Genomic DNA, 23,581 nt, shown 5'->3' on the forward strand with positions numbered 1-23,581 from the left:
TCAACGCCAGGCTACGGGGTTGGGGTAGATGCGGCGTGGCTGTCGCTAGCCGCGGTACTGGCCGGGGGTGGCGGCGAGGAAGTGTTTGAAGGTGCGCTGGAAATGCGCTTGGTCAGCGAAGCCGGCTTCCAGGGCTACCTCGGCAAGCGGGGCACCGCTTTTCAGGCGCGAGTGGGCGAACTGGATGCGGCGGTTGAGCAAGTAAGCATGGGGCGTCATGCCGTAGCGTTGTTTGAAGCCGCGAATCAGCTGGGACGGGGAGAGCTCGGCCGCTTGGCACAGGGTATCCAGGTTAAGTGTTTCGCCGCAGTGCTGATGGATCAGGCGAGCGGCCTGTTCCAGGCGCGGATTGATACTCTCGTCGTGCTCGCCCTCCAGCGGCAGCCGCTCCAGCATCAGGCTGAAGAACGCCGTCGCTTGGGCAATCTTGTCGCGCGCACCGTGGGCGGGGTCGAGCAGCGTATCGCGCAAATGCAGCAGGCGCTGATACAGCTCGGCATCTTCGCTGGCGATGCAGGCAAAACGTTGAAACGTTGGCACGTCGGTCTGCCCCCGAGCCTGTTGCAGGCCACCCAGCCAGTGCGGATCGACATACAGCATCAGGTACGACCAGGGTTCGCCGTCAATGGGATTGCACGCGTGTACGTCACCAGGGTTCATCAGCACTATAGTGCCCTGGCTGACAGGCCGGTCGATCTCGCGATTGCTGTAGGTGCTCTGGCCGTGGGTGATCGCACCGATGGAGAAAGTCTCGTGGCTGTGTCGGCCGTAACAGACCTGGCGACCGTCCTCGATAGAGCGCATCTCCAGAAAGGGCACGGCGGCGTCGCGCCAGAAGCTGGGGATGGAGATGCGCTCGATCATCGACATGTCCTGTTCAACGTGGATAAAGCGGCGGCAGTTGCGTGGCTTCCTGGCCGTTTTCCTGGGCTTTTTCGGCTGCTGGTAATTCGCCAATCGCCTGCCACAACTGGGCGCCCTGCCAGTGTTGACCCGCTTCGCTGTAGAGCGCGCCGTTAAGGCCGTCCAGCGCTTCGGACAGCGGTGGGAAACGGGCTGCCATATCAGCGAGCGTTTCCGGTTGCTGGCGAGCCCAGGCGTCCAGCGCTTGCCGCGTGGCGTGGCTGTCATTAGCCAGGCAGGCGCGCTTGAGGTCATCAAGCAAAGTGCGCGGGCTCGGGCCTGTCTGTGCCGCACGCTGGATGGCCGGCTGGCGCCGGGCATGCCACCACAGGCCAAAACCTAATGCGGTGGTCAGCGCCAATAGTACGGTGCTCAGCTGCCACGGCCACAGCAGCACAGCCTCGGCCGGTTCGCTACGTGGCCGAGGCTCGACCGGTTGCTCCACGCTCATGGCCGGATCGGCTGCAACCTCCAGGCTGCGCCCAGGCAGGCTGGTGCGTTCGAGGCGATCCTCGTGGGTGTTCCACCACACCAGTTCGACGGCCGGCAGTTGCAGCGTACCGGCCTTGCTGGCGACCAGGGCTTCCCGTTCCTCGCGGCTGCCAATCACCCCGCGCTCGCTGCTTTCATTGGTCAGCTTGGGCTGATCCGGGTAGCGGCGCAGGCCATCGACCGTGGTGGCCGGCAAGGGTGGCAGCTGCGCGCTGGAAAGCCCGTCGGCCTTGAGCATCAGGCTGCGGGTCAGCGAGTCGCCCACCTTGACCTGGCCAGGCTCCGGGCTCCAGGCCTCCGCCAGGCTCAGAGCCCGGGCCGGCAACCACGGCACATCGGCGGGGTAGTCGGCTGGCTTGGCCTTGACCGTCAGCGGTATCTCCGGCGACTTGACCCGCGTGACCTTGCCGGGCCGTGGTCCGAAGGGCAGGTAGTCGTTCTTGTTGGAGCGGTCGACCAGGGTGGCGGTGAATACCTGCCCCGGAATGCTCAGCTGGCCGCTCTTCTGCGGAAAAATGGCATACCGCAGTTCGATCACGCCGTGGCGAACCCCGCCGATGTCCTGCTCGTAAGTGCGCGGCTCGCCGAGGGATTCAACGCGCGCATCGGCAATTTCCAGTGGCGTCAGGCTGCTGTCGTCATACAGCGACACGGAGTGGTAGATGCGCAGTGTCAGCACGCTTTGCGCCTGCACATAAACGCTCTCATGGTCCAGGCTGGCATCGATGAACACCGGCGCCATTTGCTCCTTTGCCGTCTGAGTGGTGGATTCCAGCACGTGCAGGCTGATCGGCTGGCTCTGCGAATCGCCGAGGCGCAGCGGCGGCACTACCACGTAACCGCTGTGGCGCGGGCGCAGAGTGACGATCCAGCGCGTAGCCGCATGCGCCTGGCCGCCCAGGGTGGTCAGGCGATTGACCTGGCGCGTACCGAGCACTTCAAACAGCTCATCGAGTGGTGCCAGATCGGGCTTGCCGAACTGGGTGGAGTCGGTCGACTCCAGCGTCAGGTCGACGCTTTCGCCGAGGTTCAACCGGCTGCGGTCTACGCTGGCGATAAAGTCCTGTGCGCCGGCCTGAAACGCCAGCAGGCAGAAGAGCAGGGTGCAGAGCAGGCGGGTCATCGTGATTGTTCCTGACGCTGTTGCTGTTCGTACCAGAATTTGCGGCGCAGCAGCTCGCCCGGGTCATCGGGGATCTGCCGCAGCCATTGCTCGAGGGCCTGGCGGCGCTCGCTGTCGAGCGGTGTATCGGTTTGTGCTGGGCCTGTATCAGCGGGTGGTGATTCGGGAGGTTGGCCGCTTTCACCCTGCTCGGATGGCTGAGCAGGCGGTGTTGATGCTTCACTCGGTTGTTGCTGATCGTCCGGGGTGCCAGGCTGACCCTGACTCTGCTGGCGCTCATCCGGCGTCGGCGCTGCCGACTGTCCGGGCTGCTGCTGTTCGTCGCTGTCGTCGCGGTTCTGCTCGTCGGGCTGGTCCTGCTGCTGCGTCTGCTGTTGCTCGCGCTGACGCAGCAGTTGCTGAACCAGTGCCTTGTTCTTCTCGGCCTGTGGCAGTTGCGGGTCGATTTCCAAGGCTCGTTCGTAGGCATCGACCGCAGCCTCCAACTCGTTACTGCGCGCCAGGGCGTTGCCGCGGTTGTAGAGCGAGGCGGCGCTGTCGCTCAGGGCGAATTGCTCGGCGGCAGCGGCGTAGTCGCCGGCTTCGTAAAGTGCCAGGCCGCGCCATTGCGGATCGCTGAAACGCTCTGCAGCTTCCTTAGGGCGTTGTGCCTCGAGCAGGCGCTGGCCCTGCTGATCCGCGCGCAGCCAAAGGTCGTCGAGGCTGAAGGCCATGGCCGTCTGCGGCGTGCCGAGCAACAGCAGCAGCGGCAGACACAGCAGCCAGCCGCGGCGCCCGGCGCAGGCTGCCAGCAACAACAGCGGCAGCAACAGCCAGTGGCCCTGATCGGCCCAACTGCGCAGTTGGGTCTTCTGGCCGTTGTTGCGCATCTGTTGCGGACCGTCGAGCAGACCCAGGGTGCGCAGGTCGCGCTCATCGAGGCTGATGCCGCGGTACTGACCGCCGACCTCTCTGGCGAACTGGCTCAAGCCAGCAGCATCCAGGCGCGGCACGAGGATCGCACCCTGATCATCCTTCATGAAGGTGCCATCTTCCTGGATGATCGGCGCGCCTTGGCTGTTGCCGACTCCGAGAATGCGCAGACGCTTGCCACGGCTGCCGAGTAGCGTTTTGATCGCGCTGCGCTCGTTGTCGTCGAGACTGCTGGTGATCAACAGCAGGCGACCCTGGCCCTGCGCGCCGCCCTTGAGCAGGTCCAGGGCCTTACCCATGGCGAGATCGGCACGTTTGCCCGGCTCCGGCATGATCGAGGGCTTCAGTGCTTCGAGCAGGTTGCGGCTGGTACCCAGGTCATCCGACAGCGGCACCACGGTGTGGGCGCTGCCGGCATAGACGACAATGGCGGTCTGCGCATCGCCACGCGCCTGCAGCAGATCGAGCAGCTTGCGGCGCGCCTGGGCCAGGCGATTGGGCGAGGCATCGCTGGCCAGCATCTGCGGTGTCAGTTCGAGCATCACCACCAGCGGATCGGCCGGCTTCAAGTCGTTCTGTTCGATACGTTGCCAGCTCGGGCCGAGCAGGGCCACAACCGCCAGCAGCCAGGCCAGACCGAGGGCGATCCACGGCAGGCGGCTGGCGCGGCCCTGACCACCACGCAGCAGCACGGCGTGGAAAGCGGGCGGCAACAGGGTCTGCCAGCGGCCGCTGCGCTGTTCCCGATGGGCAAGCAACCACAGCAGCCAGGCCATCAACGGCAGCAGCAACAGCCACAGCGGGCGCAGCCAGTGGGGCCACAGGCCGGTGAATTCGATCATGGTGCCTTGCGCCTCAACCGCTGCATAAGGTTGAGGCGCTGCTGGCGCAATTGCGGCCACAGGCTACGCATCACCAGGGCAAGGCTGAACAGCACCGCGGCAGCCAGTGGCCAGACGTAAAGGGCTTGCGCCGGCCGCGCCAGCGTTGGTTGTTGATCGACCGGTTCGAGGCGGTCGAGGGTCGTTTCGATGGCCTGCAATTCGTTCTGATCGCGCGCGCGAAAGTACTCACCGCCGGTGAGCTCGGCGATGCCGCGCAGGGTCGGTTCGTCCAGATCCAGGCTCGGGTTGAAGCCGAACGCGGCGAAGTTGCCGCCTTGCTGCGGATCGGCGCCTATGCCGATGGGGTAGATGGTTACGCCTTCTTCGGCGGCCAGGCGGGCAGCAGTCATCGGTTCGATTTCGCCGCCATTACTGGCACCATCGGTAATCAGCACCAATACGCGGCTGTTTGCCGGGCGCTGGCGCAGGCGCTTGACGGCCAGGCCGATGGCGTCGCCAATCGCGGTGTTCTTGCCGGCGATACCGATCACCGCTTCATCGAGCCAGGTGCGTACGGTCTGTCGGTCGAAGGTCAGGGGTGCCTGTACATAGGCCTGGCTGCCGAACAGAATCAGGCCGAGACGATCACCGCTGCGGCCTTCGATGAAATCGCCGATCAGGTGTTTTACCAGGGTCAGACGGCTGACTTCTTCGTCCTCCCAGCGCATGTCGGCGTAGTCCATGGAGCCGGACACATCCACAGCAATGAGCAGGTCGCGGCCGCTGGCCGGCAGCGGCAACGGCTCGCCAACCCACTCCGGGCGCGCTGCAGCAATCAGCAACAGTAACCACAGCAGGGCGAAATGCAGTTGCTTCTTCCAGGGCGGTAACTGCAGGCGAGCGCGGCGGCCGGAGAGGTTTTCCAATTCACCGAGGAAACTCACCTGCAGCGCCGCCTCGCCGCTGTCGGCAGGCGGCAGCCACAGGCGCAGCAACCAGGGCAGGGGCGCCAGCAAAAACAGCCACGGCCAGGCGAACTCAAACATGCTTGCGAATCCAGATGGCGACTGCCCCGTTGAGGCCTTCGATAGCTTTGTCGTCTAGATGGCACTGTGGCTTGTAGGCGCCCTCGACCAGAACCATCCAGCGCGTCAGGCCGGCCGCCGGACAGCGGTTGTCGAGAAAGGCCAGCCAGGCGCGGCTGCTCAGGGTATGGCTGTGGCTGTCCGGGTAGCGCTCGCGGCACAGGCGTTTGAGCAGTCCGTTGATCTGCTGCAGCCAAGGACCGGCGGGCGCGCCATCGTAGGGCTTGCTGAAGCGTTGCAGCTCCTGCAGTGCGGCCTCGCGTAACGGGTCGAGGGGCTGCTCGACCACTTGTCTACGCCGCGCCGTGGGCAGCCGCTTGAGCTGGCGCCAAGCGCCCCAAAGTACTAGCGGAAGCAGCAGCGCAAGTAACCACCAGCCCGGCGCAGGCGGCCACCAGCCGATAGGCGCGGGTGTGATCAGGGGTTCGAGCTGATCCAGTGGGTTCATGCCGATTTCCCGGGGCGCAGGTTGTTCAGGTGCTCGCGCAATTGATCCAGCAGCTCATGGGCGGTGGTCAGCGACAGCAGCGGCACGCCGAGCTTTTGCGCCAGGCGCTGCCAACGAGCCTGACGCACCTGTGCTTGAGCGGCGTAGCTGCGCTGCAGATCGGCGTCCTCGGTGTCGACTTCCAGCAGGGCATCACCATCGGCGAAACGCAGCAGGCCGGAGGCAGGCAGCGCGTGGTCCAGCGGGTCGGAAACCGGCAGCAGCAACAGGTCGGTGTGGCGGGCCAGCAGGATCAGTTGCTGCTCACTGCTGTCGCTCAGCGTGCGTTCGTCGCAGAGGATCACCACTAGGCTGCCGGGGCGCAGCACCTCGCGGGCACGGCGCAGGGCCTGGCCGAAGCTGTCGCGGTACAACGGCACCTCACTGGACAGCGCCTGATTGGCACGGGCCAGCCGGCTGAGCAATTGCAGCAGGCTTTGCTTGCTGCGTCGCGGCTTGATTTCGTGGTGCTCCGCGCCGCCGAACACCAGGCCGCCAATGCGATCGTTATGGCCCAGCGCCGCCCAGCCGATCAGACCGGCCGCACGGGCGGCGAGTACCGACTTGAACAACAGGCCGGAGCCGAAGAACAGCTGGCGGCTTTGTTCGACAAGGATGTAGATCGGCCGCTCGCGCTCTTCGTGAAACAGCTTGGTGTGCGGCTCCTGGGTGCGCGCGGTCACTCGCCAGTCAATGGTGCGTACGTCGTCACCGGGCTGGTAGACGCGCACCTGATCGAAATCCACACCGCGCCCGCGCAGTTTCGAATGGTGCAGGCCGATCAGCGGGCTGCGCTGGCCGGGTGTGGAGAACAGCTGCACTTCGCGCACGCGGTGGCGCATGTCGATCAGTTGATGAAGATCGGTACGGATGCCCGCCTGCAGCTCAGGGTTATCCGCCTGCGCTTGCATCAGGCCACCGCGACCACGTCGAGGATGCGCTGGATCACACGATCCTGGTCGATCCCCGAGGCCTCCGCCTCGAACGACAGGATGATGCGGTGGCGTAGCACGTCGAACAGCACCGCCTGGATGTCTTCCGGGCTGACGAAGTCGCGCCCGGCCAGCCACGCGTGAGCACGGGCGCAGCGGTCCAGGGCGATAGAGCCACGCGGGCTGGAGCCGTGGGCAATCCACTCGGCGAGTTCGGCGTCGAACTTGCCGGGCGTGCGCGAGGCCATCACCAGCTGCACCAGGTATTCCTCCACCGCATCGGCCATGTACAGGCCGAGGATTTCCTTGCGGGCGGCAAAAATCGCCTGTTGGCTCAAACGATGATCCGGCTTGGTTTCACCGTGCAACGCTTCGCCACGGGCCTGGGCGAGGATCTTGCGTTCCACGCTGGCATCGGGGAAGCCCATCTTCACATGCATCAGGAAGCGGTCGAGCTGCGCTTCGGGCAGAGGATAGGTGCCTTCCTGCTCGATGGGGTTCTGGGTGGCCATGACCAGAAACAACGGCGACAGATCATAGGTGCTGCGGCCGACCGACACCTGACGCTCGGCCATGGCTTCGAGCAGCGCTGACTGCACCTTGGCCGGGGCACGGTTGATCTCGTCGGCGAGCACCAGATTATGGAAGATCGGCCCCTGCTGGAACACGAAACTGCCGGTTTCCGGGCGATAGATCTCGGTGCCGGTGATATCGGCGGGCAGCAGGTCCGGGGTGAACTGGATGCGGTGGAACTCGGCTTCGATACCCTCTGCCAGTTCCTTGATCGCTTTGGTCTTGGCCAGGCCGGGGGCGCCTTCGACCAGCATGTGGCCGTCGGCAAGCAGGGCGATCAGCAGACGATCAATAAGCTTTTCCTGACCGAGAATCTGGCTGGCCAGGAAGTGGCGAAGGGCGAGCAGCGCGTCTCTGTGTTCCATAGGTTTTCCAGGATGGAAATCGCGAGCGACGACCCCGCTCGTCAGGGCCGACCATGATAATCGAAGCCAGGGGCATTAAGCCATGTAGCCCATGACAGACTGCGCATATCAGGGCTTGATAGCGCAGCAAGCGTGGATCGGTTCACGCTGCTGCGGGTAGTGCTCGGGTTCAGGCGATACGGAACTGATTGGCGCTCTGGTTGAGGGCTTGCACCTGGCGCGACAGGCCCTGGGTGTGCTCGTCCAGGCCCAGGCGCAGGGTCTTGGTCTTGCCAGTGTGCAGGTTGATGTCCTCGACCTTGGTGGCGATTTCTTCCGTGCTGCAGGAAACCTGCTCGATGGCCACCACCACCTGGCTCATCTGCGCGTTGAGCTGCTCCATGGAGTCGGTGATGCCTTCGATGGCACTGGCCACTTCACCGGAGCTGCGCTGGCCCGCTTCCGCCAGGCTCAGGCCGCTGGTCATCAGTTGATCCATCTGCTGCGTCTGCTGCCTGAGTTCGTTGACGATGGCGGCGATATCGGTAGTTGCCGACATGGTTTTCTGCGCCAGCGAGCGAACTTCATCCGCCACCACCGAGAAACCACGCCCAGCCTCACCGGCCCGCGCCGCCTCGATGGCGGCGTTGAGGGCGAGCAGGTTGGTCTGGTCGGCCAGGCCGTTGATCACGCCGATGATGCTGGTGACCTTGCCGCTGGACTGGGTGAGGGCGGTGACCTGGGCATGGGTGTTCTGAATCAGTTGCGCCAGCTGGTTCATGCTCTCGGCGCTGGCATTGATCACGTTGCCGCCATTGCGCGCTGCGTCGTAAGCGCTGTGGGTGGCATTGCCAACTTCGGCGGTGCGCTGCGCCATGTCGTTGAGCGTGGCGCTGATCTGCTGCGAGGCTGCTGCTGCCTGCTCGGTCTGCATTTCCACCTGCGTGCTGTTATCACCGAGCTGGCGCATGGAGTCATCCAGGTGACCATGCAGGCGATTGAGCTCGCGATTGGCTTCCATCACCTGAGCGACGATGCGACCGATACCGTGGATCATGCTGTTGGCAGCAGACGCCAGTTGATTGAACTCATCCTTGCTGTTTGCGCCGACCGGCAGACTGCGGGTGAGGTCGCCGGAGGCAACCTGGCTGAGCAATTGCGTAACGTTCTCCAGGCGCTTGACCAACGTGCGTGAAGCCTGCAACAGGGTCAGCGAGAGCAGGGCGGCGACTGCGGCGAAGCTCAGCCCCATCAACCAGAGCGATGACACGCGCGCTTGTTTGGCTTCCTGAGTGCGTTGCAGCAGCAAGCCGTTCTGCAGGTCCTGGGTTTGCGCTTCGATGCGCGCCTGCAGTTGCTCACCCAGTTCGTTCAGTTGGGTGTTGGTGGCACTCAGTTGCTCGATGCTGCTCTGGGTTTCGCCAAAGGTCTTGTTGAACAGGGACACGGTCTTGCCGACAGGCGTATCTCGCCATTCAAGGTCATCGATCTGCGCTTGCAGCTTGTTGATGGCCGCATGGGTCATCTCCGCGTACACAGGGTCGGAGGTGGCCAGGTAGTCGCGTTGGCTGCTCAACGCGCCGGTGACTGAGGCTTTGATCATGTCGAAGCTGATCGCCTCGAGCGCTTTGCTTTTTTCACTCAATGCTTTGCGCTGTCCTTCGAAAGGCGTGAGGCCTAGCGTTTGCTTGAGGTTGAGCAAACGACGCTGTTGGGCGACTTCCTGCTGCAGCACGGCCTGGATTTGCCGGGCATGTTTCAGGGTATTGGCATCGCCGAGCGTCTCGGCCTGCGCTGGCAGCCTGTCGACAAGCGTCTGCAGTTCATCCAGGCCAGCGGCGAAGGCAGCCTGGTTGTCGGGCGTCAGCTGCTGGCGTAGCGCGTTGCTGCGCCACCACTGATTCATCAGCGTTGTGCTGGCGTTGACATAGGCCGCTGCATCCTCCCTGGCTTGCAATGAGGAGTTCAGCCGCTGGCTAGCCCAGAACGAGGCTGCGGTGAGCAGCGCCAGGCTGGTCAGGGTAACGAGAATAAGCAGACGAAACTTCTGCTTCCAGGACAGGAAGAGCGGCATGGGAGGGATCCAGTGGCATTATTTTTATTGACGCCAGACTTTAGGCGTTGTGCCACTACGTTGCAAGCGGTTGTATGACGTCTGCTGAGTTGCGAGGCCCGTGAACGAAAATGTCGCCGCACCGCAAGCGCTTGTAACCGTTGCCTCGTTAAGCTCAGCGGCACCTGTGACCGGGGAGTCATTGCGCAATGCAGGTAGCGTTTGAGGGGAGCCGGTCTAAGGTTGAACTACGCATGGAAACATGAATCGCAGATACCAAGCCCATAGACGGAGCATAAACATGGCGTTCTTCACCGCGGCCAGCAAAGCCGACTTTCAGAATCAACTGCAAGCGGCCCTGGCGCAGCATGTCAGTGAGCAGGATCTGCCCAAAGTGGCCCTGTTCGCTGAACAGTTCTTCGGCATTATCGCCCTTGAGGAGCTGACGCAGCGGCGCCTCTCCGATCTGGTTGGCAGCACCCTTTCCGCCTGGCGCCTGCTGGCCACGTTCGATCCCGCCCAGCCCCAGGTGCGTGTATTCAACCCCGATTATGAAAAGCACGGCTGGCAAAGCACGCACACCGGCATCGAAGTGCTGCACCCGGACATTCCGTTCCTGGTCGACTCCGTGCGTATCGAACTCAAGCGCCGCGGTTACAGCATCCATACCCTGCAGAACAGCGTGCTCAGTGTTCGCCGTGACGCTCAGGGCGCGCTGATCGACTTGCTGCCCAAAGGCACCATCGGCGAAGGCGTGAGCCGCGAATCGCTGATGTTCCTGGAAATCAATCGCTGCGCCAGCAACACCGAGATCAAGTCGCTACAGAAAACCCTGCTCGATGTGCTGGAAGAGGTGCGTCTGAGCGTCGCCGATTTCATCCCGATGAAGGCGAAAGCCCAGGAACTGCTGACCAAGCTGGGTGATGGCTCGTTTGGCCGTGGCCAGACCGACACTGCCGAACTGGACGAGATCAAGGTGTTTCTCGATTGGCTGCAGGATGATCATTTCACCTTCCTGGGCTACGAAGAGTTCACCGTTCACGAGGCCGATGACGGTGGCTATCTGCAATATGACGAAGGCTCGCTGCTGGGCCTCTCGAAACGCCTGCGCAGCGGCTTGAGCAAGGAAGATCTGCACATCCAGCCTTACGCGCTGGCCTACATGCGCGAGCCCAGCCTGCTGTCGTTTGCCAAGGCCGCGCAGCCGAGCCGTGTGCATCGCCCGGCTTACCCGGATTTCGTCTCCATCCGTGAAATCGACGGCGACGGCAAGGTAGTCAAGGAATGCCGCTTCCTGGGCATTTACACCTCTACGTCCTACAGCGAAAGCGTGCGCGAGATTCCTTATATTCGTCGCAAGGTTGCCGAGGTGGAGCAGCGCTCCGGGTTCATTTCCCAGGGTCACCTGAGCAAGGAGCTGGTCAAGGTTCTCGAAGTATTGCCACGCGACGACCTGTTCCAGACGCCGGTGGACGAGCTGGCCAGCACCGCGCTGTCGATCGTGCAGATCCAGGAACGCAACAAGGTGCGCGTGTTCCTGCGCTTCGACCCCTATGGGCGCTTTGTCTATGCGCTCGCGTATGTACCGCGTGACATCTATTCCACCGAAACTCGCCTGCGTATCCAGCAGGTGCTGGTCGATCGCCTGCAGGCCAGTGACTGCGAATTCTGGACCTATTTCTCCGAGTCGGTGCTGGCGCGCGTGCAGTTCATCTTGCGCGTCGACCCGAAAAACAAGCTGGCCATCGACACGCAGCAACTCGAGCGCGAGGTCATTCAGGCCTGTCGCTCCTGGACCGATGACTACGCCTCGCTGGTGGTGGAGAACTTCGGCGAAGCCAAGGGCAGCCGCGTACTCACCGATTTCCCGAAAAATTTCCCGGCCGGTTACCGCGAGCGTTTCCCTGCGCATTCGGCTGTGGTCGACATGCAGCACCTGCGTAGCCTGAACGATGAGCGCCCGCTGGTGCTCAGCTTCTACCAGCCGCTGGTGCCGGGCGAGCGCCAGTTGCATTGCAAGCTGTACCACGCCGACACGCCACTGGCGCTGTCCGATGTACTGCCGATCCTGGAGAACCTTGGCTTGCGCGTGCTGGGCGAATTCCCTTATCGCCTGCAGCACCAGAGTGGCCGCGAATTCTGGATTCACGACTTCGCGTTCACTTACGCCGAAGGTCTCAAGCTGGATATCCAGCAACTCAACGACACATTGCAGGACGCCTTCGTGCACATCGTGCGCGGCGATGCCGAAAACGATGCGTTCAACCGTTTGGTACTCACTGCCGGCCTGCCATGGCGCGACGTTGCTTTGCTGCGTGCGTATGCCCGTTACCTGAAGCAGATTCGCTTGGGCTTCGATCTCGGCTACATCGCCAACACGTTGCTCAATCACGCCGACATTGCCCGTGAGCTGGTGCGCCTGTTCAAGACGCGCTTCTATCTGGCGCGCAAGCTCACTGCCGACGATCTGGCCGACAAGCAGAACAAGCTCGAGCAGGCCATTCTCGGTGCGCTGGACAATGTCGCGGTGCTCAACGAAGACCGCATCCTGCGTCGCTACCTGGACTTGATCAAAGCCACTCTGCGCACCAACTTCTATCAGCCGGATGCTCAGAGCGAGGCGAAGAATTACTTCAGCTTCAAGTTCAACCCGAGCGCGATTACCGACCTGCCACGACCGGTGCCGAAATTCGAAATCTTCGTCTATTCGCCACGCGTGGAAGGCGTGCATCTGCGCTTCGGCAACGTCGCGCGTGGTGGTCTGCGCTGGTCCGACCGCGAAGAGGACTTCCGTACCGAAGTGCTCGGCCTGGTCAAAGCACAGCAGGTCAAGAATGCGGTCATCGTGCCGGTCGGTGCCAAGGGCGGTTTCGTACCGCGTCGGCTGCCGCTTGGTGGCGGCCGCGACGAGATCCAGGCCGAGGCCATCGCCTGCTACCGGATCTTTATCAGCGGGCTGCTCGACATCACCGACAACCTCAAGGAAGGCGAGGTCGCGCCGCCCGCCAACGTGGTTCGCCATGATGCGGATGATCCTTACCTGGTCGTTGCTGCTGACAAAGGCACCGCCACGTTCTCGGACATTGCCAACGGCATTGCTATCGAATACGGCTTCTGGCTGGGTGACGCGTTCGCCTCGGGTGGCTCGGCAGGCTATGACCACAAGGGCATGGGTATCACCGCCAAGGGTGCGTGGGTGTCCGTGCAGCGACATTTCCGCGAACGTAACGTCGATGTGCAGAAAGACCTGACCACGGTGATCGGCATTGGCGACATGGCTGGCGACGTGTTCGGCAACGGCCTGTTGCTGTCCGAGTCGCTGCAGATGGTCGCTGCGTTCAACCACCTGCATATCTTCATCGACCCGAACCCGGATGCGGCGCGCAGCTTCGTCGAGCGCAAACGACTGTTCGACCTGCCACGGTCGAGCTGGGCCGATTACGACACGTCGCTGATTTCCCAGGGCGGCGGCATCTTCCTGCGCAGTGCCAAGAGCATCGCCATCAGCCCGGAAATGAAAGCTCGCTTCGACATCCAGGCCGACAAGCTGGCGCCGAACGAATTGCTCAACGCCTTGCTCAAGGCACCGGTGGATCTGATCTGGAACGGTGGTATCGGCACCTACGTCAAATCCAGCCGCGAAACCCACGCGGACGTGGGCGACAAGGCCAACGACGTGCTGCGTGTCGACGGCCGCGAGTTGCGCGCCAAGGTGGTGGGTGAGGGCGGCAACCTGGGCATGACCCAGCTAGGCCGTGTCGAGTTCGGCCTCAACGGCGGCGCCAGCAACACCGACTTCATCGACAACGCCGGTGGTGTGGATTGCTCCGACCACGAGGTGAACATCAAGATCTTGCTCAATGAGATCGTCACAGCGGGCGACATGACCGGCAAACAGCGCAACACGCTGCTGGCCGAGATGACCGAGGATGTCGGCAGCCTGGTGCTGGGCAATAACTACAAGCAGACTCAGGCACTGTCGCTGGCCGAGCGCCGTGCCCGCGAGCGCCAGGGTGAATACAAGCGTCTGATGGCGGCTCTGGAAGCTTCGGGCAAGCTCGATCGCGCGCTGGAGTTCCTGCCCACCGAGGAGGAACTCAATGAGCGCGCGACCAAGGGGCAGGGGCTGACCCGTCCGGAGCTGTCGGTGCTGATTTCCTACAGCAAGATCGAGCTGCAGGAGTCACTGATCAAATCCGATATTCCGGATGATGAGTACCTTGCCCGCGAGATGGAAACCGCCTTCCCGGCCCGCCTGGCGCAACAGTACGGTGAGGCGATGCGCCGGCACCGCCTCAAGCGCGAAATCGTCAGCACGCAGATTGCCAACGACCTGATCAATCACATGGGTATCACCTTTGTTCAGCGTCTCAAGGAGTCCACCGGTGTGGGTTCGGCGCAGGTGGCCGGCGCCTATGTGGTGGTGCGTGATGTGTTCCACCTGCCGTTCTGGTGGCGTCAGATCGAGGCCCTGGATAACCAGGTTCCAGCAGATCTGCAGCTGACCATGATGGACGAGCTGATGCGCCTGGGGCGTCGTGCTACGCGCTGGTACCTGCGCAGCCGCCGCAACGACATGGATGCTGCTCGTGATGTCGCCCACCTTGGGCCGCGCGTCAAGGCGCTGGCTATGCGCCTGGACGAACTGCTCGAAGGGCCGGCTCGCGATCAATGGATGGCGCGCTATCAGACTTACGTCGAGGCTGGGGTTCCGGAGCTGCTGTCACGCGTGGTAGCGGGTACCGGTCACCTGTACACGCTGCTGCCCATCATCGAATCGGCGGACCTCACCGGGCGCGAGCCAACGGAAGTGGCTTCCGCCTACTTCGCGGTGGCGGATGCGCTGGATCTGTCTTGGTACTTGCAGCAGATCAGCAGCCTGAGTGTCGAGAGCAACTGGCAGGCGTTGGCCCGCGAGGCGTTCCGTGATGACCTGGATGCTCAGCAGCGCGCGATTACCGTTGCCGTCCTGCAATTGCCGGGCGGCCCGGAGTCGGTCGAGGAGCGCATGGAGGCCTGGCTGGAGCAGAACCGTCGCCTGGTCGAGCGTTGGAAAGCCATGCTCGCCGAGCTACGTTCGGCCAGCGGAAGCGATTACGCCATGTATGCCGTGGCCAATCGTGAACTGAGCGACCTGGCGCAAAGCCAGCTCCCGGTCCTGCCAAGCTGATCGTTTAAGGCGCCCCAGGAATGAAAACGCCCCGACTGGTTCGGGGCGTTTTTTTTGCTGCACAGTTGCGTCGTCAGTTCACCGCTTGAGCTGCAAGCCCTCGAGCAAGGCTTTGTGAAAACGCTCGGGTTGCTGGATCTGCGGCGAGTGGCCGAGGTCGGCAAAGGTCACTAGGGTCGCATCGGGAATACGCTGCGCGGTTGCCGGACCCAGTGCCTTGTAGTTGCCTAATTTGCTGCGCATGGCTTCCGGCGCGGCGTCTTTGCCGATGGCCGTGTTGTCCTTCTCGCCGATCAATAACAGCACCGGCATTTTAAGGTTGGCGAACTCGTAGACCACCGGCTGGGTGTAAACCATGTCGTAGGTCAACGCCGAATTCCAGGCGACGATTTCCTTGCCCGGCCCCTTGAACATACCGGCCTGCATATCAACCCAGCGGTCGAACTCGGCACGCCACTCACCTGCGTAATAGGTGTTCTTCTGGTAGTTGCGGCTGGCTTCAGCACTGGTTTTCAGTTCGCGCTGATACCATTGATCCACGCTCAGATAGGGCACGCCCAGGGTTTTCCAGTCTTCCAGGCCGATGGGATTGACCATTGCCAGCTGTTCCACCTGATCGGGGTAGAGCAGTGCGTAGCGCGTGGCGAGCATGCCACCCATGGAATGGCCCATGACCGTCACCTTGTCGATGTCCAATTGCTCGAGCAGGGCGTTGGTGTTACTCGCCAGCTGCTGGAAGCTGTACTGGTAATGGGCGGGTTTGCTGGATTTGCAGAAGCCTACCTGGTCCGGCACCACGACCCGATAGCCAGCCTGAGTCAGCGCCTTGATGCTGCCTTCCCAAGTCGCACCGCAGAAATTCTTGCCGTGCATCAGTACGACCGTTCGGCCATTGGCTTTTTCCGGCTGCACGTCCATGTAGGCCATCTGCAGTGAGCTGCCTTGGGAGTCGAAGTTGAAGCGTTTGATTTCGTGCGGGTAATCGAAACCCTGCAATTCAGGGCCGTAGCTCGGGGTTTCGGCAGCAAGAGCGGGCAGCGTGCCAGCAATCAGCAAAGTGGCAAGGGCAATGCGCACGGGAAAATCTCCAGACGGTTGGTAGAGCAAAGACTGACAGCGCTGCACCATGGGCGTCTCTGCCAAGTCTTTACAAAACCTGTCTGTGTAGCGGTCTTCAGGCCAGTTGGCGTACGTAGTCCAGCATGTCCGGGGCTCCGGCCTGGCGCAGGCCTTCCCCCAGCGCCGAGGCTTGTGGTGACTGCTTGGGCAGCAACAGGAATTCGGGAGCACCCGGCGTGCGCAGCAGGCTCAAGCGCGCATACGGCACGTGATGCTCCATCAACAGCTGCATGAACAGGGCATCGCTCCAGGCTTCGCTGGGCATCGCCAGCGCGTGGTAATGCTGTTCAAGCTCACCTAGCCCGGTGGAGCTGATGCGATAGCGAGTGATTTCCGCCGGCAGGCTGATTTCCAGACCGCGCAGGCGCGCATAAGCCACCGCGCTGGCAAAGGCTTGCGGGTGCAGCTCTCCGGCCCAGAAAAGCCGCTCGCCGCGCCACTGCGCCTGATACAGATCGAGGCGTGCGTCGGGAAAGTTGGGCAGCGACTGGCTCAGGGTTTTCAGAAAATCCCTGTAGCTGATGATGCGGATCTTCCGGCAGGCATCGCTGGCCGCGTAATCCTCAAGGCTGGCGTGGCGCTCATCGCAATGCACCAGGCTGTCGACGTGGCGCAGGTCAAGCGCGTCGACCTGCTCTCGTTCGGCCTCGATCAAGCCGAGCAGGGCAGCACGTGCTTCAGCTTTGTCTTCCTGCACCGGGCCGGACAATGCGCCGCGTGGCAGGTCCATAAGGCGCTGCAGAGGAGGGCCGCCGAGCCAGCAGATGTTGTCGGTGAAGGAGGGGATCGCGGCAAATGGCAGATGCAGCTGGCTGGCACGCTCGAAAATCGGCTTGCAGCCACGGCCCAGCAAGCCCACACGCTGTGCGAGAGCGGTGAGACGTGAGGAGAATGGGCTGGGCTGTTCAGGCAGACTCATGGCAACTCGCGGACTTCATTTATGCCTGTGCGAGTGTGGCAGAGCTGGCCGCGTCTTGCACCTGGCGGGAGAGCGTTCGAGCCCTGCGGAGCAACGGCGAATCTTGCCGGTGCACCCAGGCGACACTGTGGCAGAATCTGTTCATCTAATTGCACGGGGGCCTCCATGGCCAGTCTGGTTCTGGATATCGCACTGTCTGCCGAGCGTCTGCGGGTTCTCTATCAGGGACGTGCCAACCGCATTCAGGCGCTCAGCCGCGATGGCCGTCGCGTGAGCATTCCGGCGCATCACTTTCGGTCTTTTCTGACTCATGAAGGTCTTTACGGTTCCTTTGAGCTGCAGTTCAGTGCCGAAGGCGAGCTGCTCGGCCTGCGTCGCCTGCCCTGAGAGATGGCTTATGGGCTTAGCGGTGTTACGCCCTGCTAAGCCTCGCTAGGAGGGCGCCTGGACGGCTATAATTCGCGCCTTCCGATTTCGCCACCAACGAGCTAAGCCTGCCCATGTATAACCTGGCCCGCGAGCTGCTGTTCAAACTGTCCCCGGAAACATCCCATGAGCTGTCCATCGATTTGATCGGCGCTGCCGGCCGTCTGGGGCTTGCCGAGCGTTTGTGCAAGGCGCCCAGTAGCTTGCCAGTGACGGTGATGGGCTTGCAGTTCGCCAACCCGGTAGGTCTGGCGGCTGGCCTCGACAAGAATGGTGATGCCATCGATGGGTTCGCCGGGCTGGGTTTCGGTTTTGTCGAAATCGGTACCGTGACGCCGCGTCCGCAACCCGGCAACCCGAAACCGCGGCTGTTTCGCTTGCCGGAAGCCGAGGCGATCATCAATCGCATGGGCTTCAACAACCAGGGCGTCGATCATCTCCTGGCTCGGGTGCAGGCTGCTAAATACCGTGGTGTGCTGGGCATCAACATCGGCAAGAATGTCGATACGCCGGTCGAGCGGGCGGTAGATGATTACCTGATCTGTCTCGACAAGGTCTATGCCCATGCCAGCTACGTGACCGTCAACGTCAGCTCGCCGAACACGCCAGGGCTGCGCAGCCTGCAGTTCGGCGATTCGCTCAAGCAATTGCTGGATGCCCTGCATGTGCGGCAGAACGAGTTGACCATGACTCATGGCCGCCGCGTGCCACTGGCCATCAAGATCGCGCCGGACATGACCGATGAGGAAACCGTGCAGGTCGCTGCTGCGCTGCTGGAAAGCGGCATGGATGCGGTAATTGCCACTAACACCACATTGAGCCGTGAGGGCGTCGAGAATCTGCCGTTCGCCAACGAGGCCGGGGGCCTGTCAGGCGCGCCGGTACGTGACAAGAGCACGCACACGGTAAGTGTGCTGGCGGCTGAGCTGGGTGGACGCCTGCCAATCATCGCTGCTGGCGGTATCACCGAAGGTCGTCATGCTGCCGACAAGATTGCCGCAGGGGCTAGCTTGGTGCAGATCTACTCCGGGTTCATCTACAAGGGACCGGCGCTGATTCGCGAAGCTGTGGATGCGATTGCCGCAGCGCGCCGTTAAGGGGATATAAAAAGGGCTCCCTCAGGGAGCCCCTGGGCTTGCGCCCGCCGCTCGGATGGAGCGTGCTTGGTGAAGTCGGTAGGTCCTTGCGTTAGCCGACAGCGCGAAGTTCGTTAAGTCGATGGATGCCGGCAGTGCCGGTTAAACCGTCCCAGTTGTCACCGCGGCCTTCACGCCAGCCATTGAGCCAGGCCTGACGCACGGACGGAAGAGTGAAAGGACACAGCTCGCGGGATTTGCCACTAATACCGTACTGATAGCCGCGCAAAAAAGCTTTTTCTAACGGATCACGCTTAAGTCTTCTCATAGGGTGTTGCCCTCACTTGTTGACTGTTATGTCCCGTAGACCTCTGGGAGGTCAGGCAGAAGGTTCTGCCGTGGAGTCCGCTGCCGGCGTCGCGAGCCTCCTGTGCCTTCGTCATTGCAACGAAGGCCTGGGGTGATTTCTAACCAATGCATGTACCCATGTGAATGATCGATTTGTCATAAGGACGTAACCTTTTTAAGGGCTAAGCCATAAGGTCCGCTGCGGCCCTGGACAGGTGGAGAGCGACAGGCGCGCAATCACTGGCTTGGCGTGACGTTTGCTGGTGTTGTGCCATCGGGAATGGCAATCGATTGCAGCGGCTATTTATTCCGACGAAGGGTCGCTTTGCGACTTTTTGTCACTTATTTTGGTTGTGCCTGTTGAAGGCCAGCCCACTACTGCCTTCTTGGCACTGGATTTATGATGTCGGACGATAACGAACTCTTCCTCACCTGCCCCAAAGGTCTGGAGGGGCTGCTCCTCGAGGAAGCCACCGCTCTTGGCCTGCTGCAGGCCCGTGAGCACACTTCGGCCATTCGCGGCCTGGCAAGCATGGAAACGGCGTATCGCCTGTGTCTGTGGTCGCGCCTGGCCAACCGGGTGCTGCTGGTACTGGCGCGCTTTCCAGTGCGTGATGCCGAGACGCTCTACGAGGGCGTGCTCAATGTCGATTGGTTCGAGCACCTCGAGCCGAGTGGCAGCCTGGCGGTGGAGTTCAGTGGCAACGGCTCGGGCATCGACAACACACATTTCGGTGCATTGAAGGTCAAGGACGCCATCGTCGATAAGTTGCGTCAGGCCGACGGTACCCGTCCCTCGGTAGACAAGCTCAATCCTGATATGCGGGTGCACCTGCGCCTGGATCGCGGTGAGGCGATCCTGTCGCTGGACCTGTCTGGCCACAGCCTTCACCAGCGTGGTTATCGCCTGCAGCAGGGCGCCGCGCCACTCAAGGAAAACCTCGCCGCTGCTGTGCTGATCCGCGCCGGTTGGCAGCGCATCGCTGCCGAGGGCGGCGCGCTGGCTGACCCCATGTGCGGTGTGGGCACCTTCCTGGTGGAGGCAGCGATGATCGCCGCCGACATCGCGCCGAACCTGACGCGTGAACAATGGGGCTTCAGCAACTGGCTCGGCCACGTGCCGGCCACCTGGAATCGCCTGCGGGCCGAAGCCGAAGAGCGCGCGGCTGCCGGTCTGGCCAAGCCGCCGTTGTGGATTCGCGGCTATGAAGCCGACCCGCGCCTGATCCAGCCCGCTCGCAACAACATCGACCGTGCCGGGTTGAGCGACTGGATCAAGGTCTATCAGGGCGAAGTCGCCACCTTTGAACCACGCCCCGACCAGAACCAGAAAGGTCTGGTGATCAGCAACCCGCCTTACGGCGAGCGCCTTGGCGACGAGGCGAGCCTCTTGTACCTCTACCAGAACCTTGGCGAGCGCCTGCGTCAGGCTTGCATGGGCTGGGAGGCAGCGGTATTTACCGGTGCGCCTGACCTGGGCAAGCGCATGGGCATTCGCAGCCACAAGCAGTACGCGTTTTGGAACGGTGCCTTGCCGTGCAAGCTGTTGCTGATCAAGGTACAGCCCGAGCAGTTCGTTACCGGTGAGCGTCGCACCCCCGAGCAGCGTGAGCGCGAGCGCGAGCAGAGCGAACTGCAGGTCGAGGCGCCGCAGCTCAATCGCAACGGTAATCCGATCAAGTCGGCCCCGGCTCCTGTCGAGCAGGCGCGCCTCAGCGAAGGCGGGCAGATGTTCGCCAACCGGTTACAGAAGAACCTCAAGCAACTCGGCAAATGGGCGCGCCGTGAAGGCGTCGACTGTTACCGCCTGTACGATGCCGACATGCCTGAGTACGCGCTGGCTGTGGATCTTTACCACGACTGGGTGCACGTGCAGGAATACGCCGCACCACGCTCCATCGATCCGGAAAAGGCCCAGGCACGCCTGTTCGATGCGCTGGCGGCAATTCCCCAGGCATTGGGCATCGACAAGAGCAAGGTGGTGATCAAGCGTCGCGAACGTCAGAGCGGCACCAAGCAGTACCAGCGCCAGGCCGCACAGGGCCAGTTCATGGAAGTGAAGGAGGGCGGCATCAAACTGCTGGTCAACCTGACCGACTATCTGGACACCGGCCTGTTCCTCGATCATCGTCCGTTGCGCCTGCGCATCCAGAAGGAGGCGGCGGGTAAGCGCTTCCTCAACCTGTTCTGCTACACCGCTACGGCCAGTGTGCACGCAGCTAAAGGCGGCGCCCGCAGTACGACCAGTGTCGATCTGTCGAAAACCTACCTGGATTGGGCGCGGCGCAACCTGTCGCTCAATGGTTTCTCCGACAAGAACCGTCTGGAGCAGGGGGATGTGATGAATTGGTTGGCTGATGATCGGGGCGAGTACGAGCTGATCTTCATCGACCCGCCGACCTTCTCCAACTCCAAGCGCATGGAAGGCGTGTTCGACGTGCAGCGTGACCATGTCCAGTTGCTGGATCTGGCCATGGCGCGTCTGGCGCCGGGCGGCGTGCTGTACTTCTCCAACAACTTCCTCAAGTTCCTGCTCGACGAGCAACTGCCGTCGCGTTACCAGGTGGAAGAGATCACTGCCTCGACGCTGGATCCAGATTTTGCGCGCAACGCCAAGATTCACCGCGCCTGGAAGCTGATGGCCAAGTAACGCCGCAACGCAGGTAACCGTAGCCTGCGCAGCGATACCCAGGGCAATTTCCTAGGTGTCGCTGCGCTCGGCTCAGGCGACCTCGGTCTTTACCTGGCAGCAGCTTTCGGCTGCTTGTAGAGGTCGAGCAATACCTGGTCGAGAATCACCGAGGCGCCCCAGGGTTTCGGGTCGTTGAGAATCGCCACAACCGCCCAGCTGTTGCCGTTGTTGTCGCGACTGAACCCGGCGATTGCACGCACATTGTTCAAGGTGCCGGTCTTGATGTGCGCCTGGCCGGCCATCGGCGTGTTGCGCAGGCGTTTGCGCATGGTGCCGTCCAGCGCAACGATCGGCATGGAGCTGATGAACTCCGCGGAATAGGGGCTCTTCCAGGCCGCCTCGAGAATACGGCCCATTTCTCGGGCGCTCAGCCGTTCGGCGCGGGACAGGCCGGAACCGTTCTCCATCACCAGCTGTGGCGCGGTAATGCCCTTGCGGGCCAGCCAAGCACGGATCACCCGCTGTGCGGCGTGAGCATCATCGACATCGGCTGTAGTACGGTTCTGTGCACCAATGCTGAGGAACAACTGGCGGGCCATGGTGTTGTTACTGTATTTGTTGATGTCGCGGATGATCTCTACCAGATCGGGCGAAAAAGCGCGCGCCAGCAGGCTCGCACTCTTTGGCACTTCGGCCTGGCGATTGCCGCCCATGATGTTGCCGCCCAGTTCCTGGAAGATCGCCCGTACGGCACCCGCGGCGTAACCGGGATGATCGAGCAGCGACAGATAGGTTTGGGCGCTACAGCCATCGGTCAACTGACCCGTGACGATCACGCGGGTACCGTCGAATTCCTTGACCGGGTTGTAGCGTACATCGGGCCAGGCGGGGCACTTGCCGGCCTTGAGCACCTTAACCTGATTATCCAGAGTCAGGCCCGCCAGCGGTGGTTCGGCAGCAACGGTGACCTTGCCGTCCTCGGCGCGGGCAATGAAACGCAGCGCCTTGAGGTTGACCAGCAGCGAATCCGGTGTGACAAGGTATGGCTTGTTGGCATCGCCGCCGTCGTCATTGAAGGCGGGCAGATCCGGCTGCGCGAAATAACTGCGGTCGAGCACCAGATCGCCGGTCACCTGACGTACACCATTGGCGCGCAGGTCGCGCAGCAGCAGCCACAGCTTTTCCATGTTCAGCTTGGGGTCGCCGCCGCCCTTGAGGTAAAGATTGCCGTTGAGCACGCCGTCCTTGAGTTGGCCGTCGGTATAGAACTCGGTCTTCCACTGGTACGTCGGGCCAAGCAGCTCGAGCGCTGCAAAGGTGGTCAGCAGTTTCATGGTCGAGGCCGGGTTCACCGAGACATCGGCATTGAACACTGTGCCATTGCCAGGGCCGGTCAGCGGCAAGGTAACCACCGACAACGACTGCTGACCGATCTTGTTGGTCTTGAGGCTTTTGGCCACGCTTTCGGGCAACGTGGTGCTGGGCGCCGCAAGGGCGGGAAGGGCCACCGGCAATACAAGGCAGGCGAGGGCCAGAGGGCGCAGAATGCGCAGCCTCCGTACGGCAGGTACTACAGAAAATCGCATCACGGGCTCCCACGGCAGTTCGGGACAATGCGACGCATTATGCCCGACGGCCAGGCGGTCAGGGCCTCGATTGTGGCTTTTTTATGCCTGTGATGGTTGACGGAGGCGGCGAGACAACTCACGTTGCGCCAGTTGTCGTCGCGCCTATTTTTCGTCGGCTGACGGGCATCGCGGCCGCTAAGCTGGTAGAGTGCCGCGCGTTATCACTCTGCAAGGATTTTTACCCATGGCTACCAATCGTTCCCGTCGTCTGCGCAAGAAACTCTGTGTAGACGAATTTCAGGAGCTGGGTTTCGAGCTGAACCTGAACTTCAAGGAAGACCTGAGCGACGAAGCCGTCGATGCCTTCCTCGATGCGTTCCTGAGCGACGCCATGACTGCCAATGGTCTGGGCTACGTCGGCGGTGACGACTATGGTCTGGTATGCCTGTCCAAGCGTGGCTCGGTCAGCGAAGAACAGCGCGCTGCGGTCGAAGCCTGGCTCAAGGGCCGCTCGGAGCTGGTGGATTTCACCATCAGCCCGCTGATCGACGTTTGGTATCCGGAAAACGAGATCAACTCGGCTTCCTGATCCAAG

At 62.3% G+C, this 23,581-nt stretch carries 17 protein-coding genes; 5 read left to right on the forward strand and 12 right to left on the reverse strand.

Going from position 1 to position 23,581, the window contains the following annotated elements:
• Nucleotides 1-45: 45 nt before the first annotated feature.
• The 8 genes from BLS60_RS04115 to BLS60_RS04150 all read right to left on the reverse strand — a co-directional run bounded on the left by BLS60_RS04115 (nt 46) and on the right by BLS60_RS04150 (nt 9,749).
• Complete coding sequence (locus BLS60_RS04115) at nt 46-864, reverse strand: AraC family transcriptional regulator (RefSeq protein ID WP_244153356.1); 819 nt, start codon at nt 862-864, stop codon at nt 46-48.
• 13 nt (nt 865-877) lie between these two features.
• Complete coding sequence (locus BLS60_RS04120) at nt 878-2,518, reverse strand: BatD family protein (RefSeq protein WP_070882835.1); 1,641 nt, start codon at nt 2,516-2,518, stop codon at nt 878-880.
• A complete protein-coding gene (locus BLS60_RS04125; RefSeq protein WP_092364945.1) occupies nt 2,515-4,272 on the reverse strand; it encodes a VWA domain-containing protein in 1,758 nt (585 codons plus the stop codon). Before BLS60_RS04125 ends, BLS60_RS04120 begins: the two co-directional genes overlap by 4 nt.
• Nucleotides 4,269-5,300, reverse strand: coding sequence for a vWA domain-containing protein (locus BLS60_RS04130; protein ID WP_092364948.1), 1,032 nt, complete (start codon nt 5,298-5,300; stop codon nt 4,269-4,271). The genes BLS60_RS04125 and BLS60_RS04130 overlap by 4 nt, the downstream gene beginning before the upstream one ends.
• On the reverse strand, nt 5,293-5,787 hold the full coding sequence (locus tag BLS60_RS04135; RefSeq protein WP_092364951.1) for a DUF4381 domain-containing protein: 495 nt from the start codon (nt 5,785-5,787) through the stop codon (nt 5,293-5,295). The genes BLS60_RS04130 and BLS60_RS04135 overlap by 8 nt, the downstream gene beginning before the upstream one ends.
• On the reverse strand, nt 5,784-6,737 hold the full coding sequence (locus BLS60_RS04140; RefSeq protein WP_092364954.1) for a DUF58 domain-containing protein: 954 nt from the start codon (nt 6,735-6,737) through the stop codon (nt 5,784-5,786). Before BLS60_RS04140 ends, BLS60_RS04135 begins: the two co-directional genes overlap by 4 nt.
• Entirely contained in the window at nt 6,737-7,696 is a 960-nt protein-coding gene (locus BLS60_RS04145; RefSeq protein WP_070882840.1) for an AAA family ATPase, read from the reverse strand. Before BLS60_RS04145 ends, BLS60_RS04140 begins: the two co-directional genes overlap by 1 nt.
• Before the next feature lie 169 nt (nt 7,697-7,865).
• Nucleotides 7,866-9,749 (reverse strand): methyl-accepting chemotaxis protein, encoded by a 1,884-nt coding sequence (locus BLS60_RS04150; RefSeq protein ID WP_092364956.1) that lies wholly within the window; start codon nt 9,747-9,749, stop codon nt 7,866-7,868.
• A 280-nt stretch (nt 9,750-10,029) separates the two neighbouring features.
• Here BLS60_RS04150 and BLS60_RS04155 point away from each other — a divergent pair, with 280 nt between their 5' ends.
• Nucleotides 10,030-14,898 (forward strand): NAD-glutamate dehydrogenase, encoded by a 4,869-nt coding sequence (locus BLS60_RS04155; RefSeq protein WP_092364959.1) that lies wholly within the window; start codon nt 10,030-10,032, stop codon nt 14,896-14,898.
• Between the two features lie 78 nt (nt 14,899-14,976).
• Here BLS60_RS04155 and BLS60_RS04160 read toward each other — a convergent pair whose 3' ends face one another.
• Both BLS60_RS04160 and BLS60_RS04165 read right to left on the reverse strand, forming a co-directional pair.
• Entirely contained in the window at nt 14,977-15,975 is a 999-nt protein-coding gene (locus tag BLS60_RS04160; protein ID WP_244153357.1) for an alpha/beta fold hydrolase, read from the reverse strand.
• A 97-nt stretch (nt 15,976-16,072) separates the two neighbouring features.
• Nucleotides 16,073-16,936 (reverse strand): DUF6685 family protein, encoded by an 864-nt coding sequence (locus tag BLS60_RS04165; RefSeq protein WP_092364965.1) that lies wholly within the window; start codon nt 16,934-16,936, stop codon nt 16,073-16,075.
• Nucleotides 16,937-17,101: 165 nt separating this feature from the next.
• On the opposite strand from BLS60_RS04165, the gene BLS60_RS04170 reads away from it, so the two are divergent.
• Both BLS60_RS04170 and BLS60_RS04175 read left to right on the forward strand, forming a co-directional pair.
• The gene (locus BLS60_RS04170) at nt 17,102-17,323 is read left to right on the forward strand and encodes a DUF2835 domain-containing protein (RefSeq protein WP_070882845.1); all 222 of its coding nucleotides are present in this window, start codon (nt 17,102-17,104) and stop codon (nt 17,321-17,323) included.
• A gap of 113 nt (nt 17,324-17,436) precedes the next feature.
• A complete protein-coding gene (locus tag BLS60_RS04175) occupies nt 17,437-18,459 on the forward strand; it encodes a quinone-dependent dihydroorotate dehydrogenase (protein WP_092364968.1) in 1,023 nt (340 codons plus the stop codon).
• Between the two features lie 91 nt (nt 18,460-18,550).
• Here the strand turns inward: BLS60_RS04175 and rmf are convergent, their stop codons facing one another.
• Nucleotides 18,551-18,766, reverse strand: coding sequence for a ribosome modulation factor (gene rmf / locus BLS60_RS04180; protein ID WP_073268316.1), 216 nt, complete (start codon nt 18,764-18,766; stop codon nt 18,551-18,553).
• Nucleotides 18,767-19,189: 423 nt separating this feature from the next.
• Here rmf and rlmKL point away from each other — a divergent pair, with 423 nt between their 5' ends.
• Nucleotides 19,190-21,436, forward strand: a complete 2,247-nt coding sequence (rlmKL, locus tag BLS60_RS04185; protein ID WP_092364971.1) for a bifunctional 23S rRNA (guanine(2069)-N(7))-methyltransferase RlmK/23S rRNA (guanine(2445)-N(2))-methyltransferase RlmL — start codon at nt 19,190-19,192, stop codon at nt 21,434-21,436.
• A gap of 89 nt (nt 21,437-21,525) precedes the next feature.
• Here rlmKL and dacB read toward each other — a convergent pair whose 3' ends face one another.
• Nucleotides 21,526-23,004 (reverse strand): D-alanyl-D-alanine carboxypeptidase/D-alanyl-D-alanine endopeptidase, encoded by a 1,479-nt coding sequence (dacB, locus tag BLS60_RS04190; protein ID WP_070882848.1) that lies wholly within the window; start codon nt 23,002-23,004, stop codon nt 21,526-21,528.
• 226 nt (nt 23,005-23,230) lie between these two features.
• On the opposite strand from dacB, the gene BLS60_RS04195 reads away from it, so the two are divergent.
• Nucleotides 23,231-23,575: a YggL family protein gene (locus BLS60_RS04195; RefSeq protein ID WP_070882849.1), complete on the forward strand. Its 345-nt coding sequence runs from the start codon at nt 23,231-23,233 to the stop codon at nt 23,573-23,575.
• Nucleotides 23,576-23,581: the final 6 nt, after the last annotated feature.

The sequence above is a fragment of the Phytopseudomonas seleniipraecipitans genome (assembly GCF_900102335.1).
GTDB lineage: Bacteria > Pseudomonadota > Gammaproteobacteria > Pseudomonadales > Pseudomonadaceae > Aquipseudomonas > Aquipseudomonas seleniipraecipitans.

Coding starts and splice junctions, on each gene's coding strand:
- BLS60_RS04115 (WP_244153356.1), bottom strand. CDS start 864: ATGATCGAGCGCATCTCCATCCCCAGCTTCTGGCGCGACGCCGCCGTG.
- BLS60_RS04120 (WP_070882835.1), bottom strand. CDS start 2,518: ATGACCCGCCTGCTCTGCACCCTGCTCTTCTGCCTGCTGGCGTTTCAG.
- BLS60_RS04125 (WP_092364945.1), bottom strand. CDS start 4,272: ATGATCGAATTCACCGGCCTGTGGCCCCACTGGCTGCGCCCGCTGTGG.
- BLS60_RS04130 (WP_092364948.1), bottom strand. CDS start 5,300: ATGTTTGAGTTCGCCTGGCCGTGGCTGTTTTTGCTGGCGCCCCTGCCC.
- BLS60_RS04135 (WP_092364951.1), bottom strand. CDS start 5,787: ATGAACCCACTGGATCAGCTCGAACCCCTGATCACACCCGCGCCTATC.
- BLS60_RS04140 (WP_092364954.1), bottom strand. CDS start 6,737: ATGCAAGCGCAGGCGGATAACCCTGAGCTGCAGGCGGGCATCCGTACC.
- BLS60_RS04145 (WP_070882840.1), bottom strand. CDS start 7,696: ATGGAACACAGAGACGCGCTGCTCGCCCTTCGCCACTTCCTGGCCAGC.
- BLS60_RS04150 (WP_092364956.1), bottom strand. CDS start 9,749: ATGCCGCTCTTCCTGTCCTGGAAGCAGAAGTTTCGTCTGCTTATTCTC.
- BLS60_RS04155 (WP_092364959.1), top strand. CDS start 10,030: ATGGCGTTCTTCACCGCGGCCAGCAAAGCCGACTTTCAGAATCAACTG.
- BLS60_RS04165 (WP_092364965.1), bottom strand. CDS start 16,936: ATGAGTCTGCCTGAACAGCCCAGCCCATTCTCCTCACGTCTCACCGCT.
- BLS60_RS04170 (WP_070882845.1), top strand. CDS start 17,102: ATGGCCAGTCTGGTTCTGGATATCGCACTGTCTGCCGAGCGTCTGCGG.
- BLS60_RS04175 (WP_092364968.1), top strand. CDS start 17,437: ATGTATAACCTGGCCCGCGAGCTGCTGTTCAAACTGTCCCCGGAAACA.
- rmf (WP_073268316.1), bottom strand. CDS start 18,766: ATGAGAAGACTTAAGCGTGATCCGTTAGAAAAAGCTTTTTTGCGCGGC.
- rlmKL (WP_092364971.1), top strand. CDS start 19,190: ATGTCGGACGATAACGAACTCTTCCTCACCTGCCCCAAAGGTCTGGAG.
- dacB (WP_070882848.1), bottom strand. CDS start 23,004: ATGCGATTTTCTGTAGTACCTGCCGTACGGAGGCTGCGCATTCTGCGC.
- BLS60_RS04195 (WP_070882849.1), top strand. CDS start 23,231: ATGGCTACCAATCGTTCCCGTCGTCTGCGCAAGAAACTCTGTGTAGAC.